Source organism: Mycobacterium sp. (genome assembly GCF_035697385.1).
GTDB lineage: Bacteria > Actinomycetota > Actinomycetes > Mycobacteriales > Mycobacteriaceae > Mycobacterium.
In genome coordinates this window covers 1-4,222 of the sequence record NZ_DASSCY010000219.1, presented here as the reverse complement: position 1 = coordinate 4,222, position 4,222 = coordinate 1, and the positions used below count along the sequence as shown (strand labels likewise).

General features: G+C 64.0%; 8 protein-coding genes and 1 pseudogene. 2 read left to right on the top strand and 7 right to left on the bottom strand.

The annotated features are described in order from the left end of the window. The 7 genes from VFH65_RS18590 to VFH65_RS18560 form a co-directional block, all read right to left on the bottom strand. Positions 1–717, bottom strand: a 717-nt coding sequence (locus VFH65_RS18590) for a DUF1206 domain-containing protein (RefSeq protein WP_353323428.1), incomplete at its 3' end; no start/stop codon positions are given. Next, positions 710–886 carry a hypothetical protein gene (locus VFH65_RS18585; protein WP_353323426.1) on the bottom strand — a complete coding sequence of 59 codons (177 nt, stop codon included), beginning with the start codon at positions 884–886 and terminating at the stop codon, positions 710–712. The genes VFH65_RS18590 and VFH65_RS18585, both read right to left, overlap by 8 nt. After that, a complete protein-coding gene (locus VFH65_RS18580; protein ID WP_353323425.1) occupies positions 883–1,284 on the bottom strand; it encodes a hypothetical protein in 402 nt (133 codons plus the stop codon). Before VFH65_RS18580 ends, VFH65_RS18585 begins: the two co-directional genes overlap by 4 nt. A gap of 75 nt (positions 1,285–1,359) precedes the next feature. Continuing rightward, the gene (locus tag VFH65_RS18575; RefSeq protein WP_353323423.1) at positions 1,360–1,560 is read right to left on the bottom strand and encodes a hypothetical protein; all 201 of its coding nucleotides are present in this window, start codon (positions 1,558–1,560) and stop codon (positions 1,360–1,362) included. A gap of 101 nt (positions 1,561–1,661) precedes the next feature. Continuing rightward, the gene (locus tag VFH65_RS18570) at positions 1,662–1,817 is read right to left on the bottom strand and encodes a DUF6131 family protein (protein WP_353323422.1); all 156 of its coding nucleotides are present in this window, start codon (positions 1,815–1,817) and stop codon (positions 1,662–1,664) included. Between the two features lie 56 nt (positions 1,818–1,873). Beyond that, entirely contained in the window at positions 1,874–2,047 is a 174-nt protein-coding gene (locus tag VFH65_RS18565; protein WP_353323421.1) for a CsbD family protein, read from the bottom strand. A gap of 80 nt (positions 2,048–2,127) precedes the next feature. After that, positions 2,128–2,577, bottom strand: coding sequence for a hypothetical protein (locus tag VFH65_RS18560; protein ID WP_353323419.1), 450 nt, complete (start codon positions 2,575–2,577; stop codon positions 2,128–2,130). A gap of 264 nt (positions 2,578–2,841) precedes the next feature. Between VFH65_RS18560 and VFH65_RS18555 the strand changes: the two genes are divergently transcribed. Further along, positions 2,842–3,492 carry a TetR/AcrR family transcriptional regulator C-terminal domain-containing protein gene (locus VFH65_RS18555; RefSeq protein WP_353323429.1) on the top strand — a complete coding sequence of 217 codons (651 nt, stop codon included), beginning with the start codon at positions 2,842–2,844 and terminating at the stop codon, positions 3,490–3,492. A gap of 191 nt (positions 3,493–3,683) precedes the next feature. Continuing rightward, positions 3,684–4,222 (top strand): annotated as a pseudogene (locus VFH65_RS18550) (ATP-dependent DNA ligase); the annotation flags it as partial.

Genomic DNA, 4,222 nt, shown 5'->3' with positions numbered 1-4,222 from the left:
CCCGAGTGTTTTGAGGGCCCCGTCGAGTCCGGTGGCCGTATTCGGCTCCGAACGACTCGCCGCGACGACGACCAGCACCCCGGCGCCGGCGATCACCAGGCCTTTGGCGATGTAGCCCACGGTGCCCAGTCGTCGCACCAGGTCGCTGGAGTTGCCTTTGAGGTCGTCGAGAAAGCTGCGGCTGGCCCCTTTGTAGACGTGGTATCCACCGACCGCGACGATGATCACGCCGGCGGCGATGAGTGCGATCATGCCGGTGGTGGTGTGCATCAGGCGTGCGCTGATATCCGAATTCTGCTCACCAGTGGACTTTCCAGCACCTCTGGCGAATCCGAACGTTGAGTATGCGAACCCGAAGTAGACCACCGCCAGTGCAAAGGCCTTCGCCCGATCTAGGACTTCCGACGATGCGCCTTGGGATTTCGGGTCGGTCGATCGACCAAGGGCTGTTTCGACGAGTCGCCACAGCCCCATCACCACAAGCGCGACCACGGCGGTCCAGAGCGCGACCACACCATACGGTTTGGCCGCCAATGCCCCGAGCGCCCCGGATTGGTCGGCGGTGCCGCTGTCGACGCCGAGGGCGATCCGGATGGCGAGGTAGCCGATGGTCAGGTGCAGCAGGCCGCTCACGACGTACCCGGCGCGGGCGAATCGTTCGAACACGCTGTTTTGGGCGATCTGTGTCGCGGTGGACGACGACGCGCGGTCAGACATTGCGGGCCTCTTCTAAGGGGCCGGATGCATCACCGGCCCGATGCTGTACGTGATACTCGCCTGTGACGTGGCTCAGCACCCGGGCGCTGCTCACTGCGTTACGACCGATGAGCAGTGAGCAGCCCGGTCCGACGACATCGTCGAGGTAGCGGGTGCCGGAGACCGTCAATGGTCCTGGTGTTCCTTGCGATCGGCGGTCCTAGGCGTTTCGGGTGTCTGCGAGGCGGGGTCCATCGTGTCCGCGCGATCCAACTGCTCGTTGAGCTGATCACGGGAGGTCACTGCTTCGCTGCGGTGCGCGGCGGCTTGCTGTTGCAGACCGGAGGCTTGGGCCGCCTTGACGTCGGCTTCTGCCTGGGCGGCCCGCCCTTTGGCCGCGGTCTCGTCGGCCAGTGCTTCGCGCTGCTTGACCTGCAGTGTTTCCTCCTTGGCGGACTCGCGGATCTTGTCGGCTTCGACGTGGCGGTGTTGGTTGCGTTTGTTGCGCGCCACCCACGTGACTGCGGCGATCAGCAGAATTGCCACAACTGCGACGACGACGATCAAAACGATGGTGCTGGTAGTCATGTCGGCTCTTTCGGGTTGGTTGAGCGTGGATTTGGTTGCGCCGGAAGGCTTTACCGGTGCGGTCGGTGTTGCGGGTTAGGCACTGGGCTGGGGCATGTTGCAGTTCGTCACTTTGGCATTCACACCGGCATAGTTGAGTGGTCCCGCGATCACGGTCATCGCGGTCGTCCCGGCGCTCGCACAGTTCTGTGCGGCGTTGGTGAAATACCCGCGCTGGTAGGCCGCGACTGCACCCACGATCAGCCATACGATCACCAGTAGCCCTACGAAACGCATGATGTACCTCCTTGGATATTCGGCGGCCACGGGCGGCCGAGGGGTAATTCGCGGGGGTGGCGAATCATGTGGTCGTATTGCCGGCTAGTTGCGTGTGCCAGTTAGTAGTAGTGGCGGCGGCCGCCGACAGCGCGCCCCATCCTTCCCATGACCATCAGCACCAAGCCGACGATCAGCAGGATGAGTCCGACGACCCACAGCAGGGAGATGTTGAGCAGGAATCCTGCGACGAGAAGGACGATTCCGAGGATGATCATGGTGTCTACCTAGCTGCGATCGATATTGATGTACGGGAATCGAAAAGGCGGCGGCGTCAGTGCTTGAAGGCGTCTTTGACGTTGTCGCCCGCCTGTTTGGTGTTTCCTTTGAACTGATCGACGCGTCCCTCGGTGCGCAGGCGAGTGTTGCCGGTGGCCCGGCCAAAGATCTTCTTCGCGGTGCCTTTGGCGGCTTCGGCCTTGTGGGCGAACTTCTTACCGATGCTCATTGGCGGGTTCCTTCTTTCTTGCTTTCGTGGTGATCACGGGGCCGCGACTGCGGCTGACCGCGTCGATCGGGGTTGGGTGCCTACCCGCGGCTATGGACATGCGCGGCGGTCGGTTGGCGACCGCGCGACCAACGACCGAGCAGGGGAACCCTGCTGCGGCGGGTATTGGCGCGCTCCGAGGTCACCGTCGAATCGGTGGCCGAACCGAGGTGTTGCTGTTCGAGCAGTTCCGCGCGGTCGCGGTTCAGAAACGCCGTTTCGCGTTGGGATCTTTTGAGTTCGTGTCGGGCGTCTCGTGCACGACCCGCGGTGCGCCGGGCGCCGGCCAGCAACACGCTCAGGCCCAGCATCGCCACTGCCCCGACCACGATTCCGAAGAGGAACAGCGTGCCGGTTGAACCGGTGACGTGGTAGCCGAATACGGCGAAGTTCTCGGTCAACGGGTGACCGGCACCGGCGTTGGTCAGCACCCCGGTGAACCCCACGATCACCGCGCCGAGCAGAACAACTAATCCAACGATGACGATCATGCCGACGCCTCTGATCCTGGTGCTAGAAGTCCAGTACACGCCTGATGTACGGTGATGTCAACACTGTTAATAGACAGTGTTGACCAACACCGTTGAATGCCAGGTATGCGCCCATGGTTTGGGCGGTCCTTCGCTGAAAGAAGGCAGAACGGCAGAGGAGGTGCTGTGCCGATGGTTAGACCGCCGACCACGCCCAACGCGGGCGCTGACGACGCTGACCCCCGCACCGCGGCGGGCCGAAACAACGGTCAGCTCACCCGGTCGATGATCCTGCAGACTGCGCTGAGGATCGTCGACCGCGACGGCGTGGACGGATTGTCCATGCGCCGCCTCAGCGACGCACTGGGCCGGGATCCTGTGATGCTCTACCGGCATGTCGCCAACAAGGCAGCAGTGCTCGACGGCGTCGTCGAGATCGTGCTCGAGCAATTATCGGTGAATACCACAGACCCCGACTGGGCCGACCAACTGCGCACGGTCGCGCGCGACTTCCGCCAACTAGCTCTGGCGCACCCGAACGTGGTACCGCTGCTGGTCACTCGCCCGCTGGCCACCCCGCTCGGGCAACGGCCCCCGGGAATGCTGCGGCCACTCGAAGACGTCCTCGCGCTGCTGACGTCCGCCGGGTTCACCGGCGAAGATGCGCTCAATGCCTACCGGGTGCTGTTTGGCTTCCTGTACGGCCACATCCTCAACGAGTCGCAGGAGCTCATCGAGCAGCCCGAGGAAACCGACCACGTGCTCAGGCTCGGTCTGCACCGGTTAGCGATCACCGATTTCCCTCGACTACGCGCACTGGCGCCCGTCCTGGCCTCCTACGACGGCGCCGCCGAACTAGACCGTGGCCTCGATCTGCTGCTTCCTGGTCTGACCGCAACTCTCACTCAACCCGACAAACCACCACCAGCCATCTGAGACGACGCCAGCGGGGCATTGCTCCCACTAGACGCCGAATACGTCTTGGCCACTGGCGCACTCGGCGTACTAGTTCGTCGGCGGCCACGCACCGCCGGGCAGGTGGATACTTTCGTACTCGCAGCCACGGCGCGGGAAGAGCGAAGATCGAATGACAAGAGTCCCGACGAGGTAGTGAGGGAGTCACACTGATGCCGCGCATCACGGTTGAGGTCACCCATCCGGACCGAGTGATGTTCCCGGCTGACGGCATCACGAAAGGCGAGTTGGTCGACTACTACGCCGCGGTCGCGGACGTGATGGTCCCCCATCTGAAGGGCAGACCGCTCACCTTGTGGCGCTACCCTCGCGGAATCGAGGCGCAGGGTTTCGTCCAGCAGGACTTCGCAGGTGCGTTGCCGGACTGGATGGGGTGCGCCGAGGTCGCCAAGGAGGGCGGAACCGTCGTGCATCCGGTCGCTGATCGCCGGGAGGCCCTGCTGTGGCTGGCCAACCAGAACTGCGTAACGCCGCATACGTGGCTGTCGCGCAGCGACCGGCTGGACGCGCCGGACCAGATCATCTTCGACCTGGACCCGTCCACCGAGGATTTCGCGCCGGTGCGGGCGGCAGCCAGGGCCTGCGCCGATGTGCTCCGCGATCTGGGCCTCACGCCGTATCTGAAGACGACGGGGTCGCGCGGGCTGCACGTTGTCGTGCCGCTGAGCCGTGGACCCGATTTCGACACGGT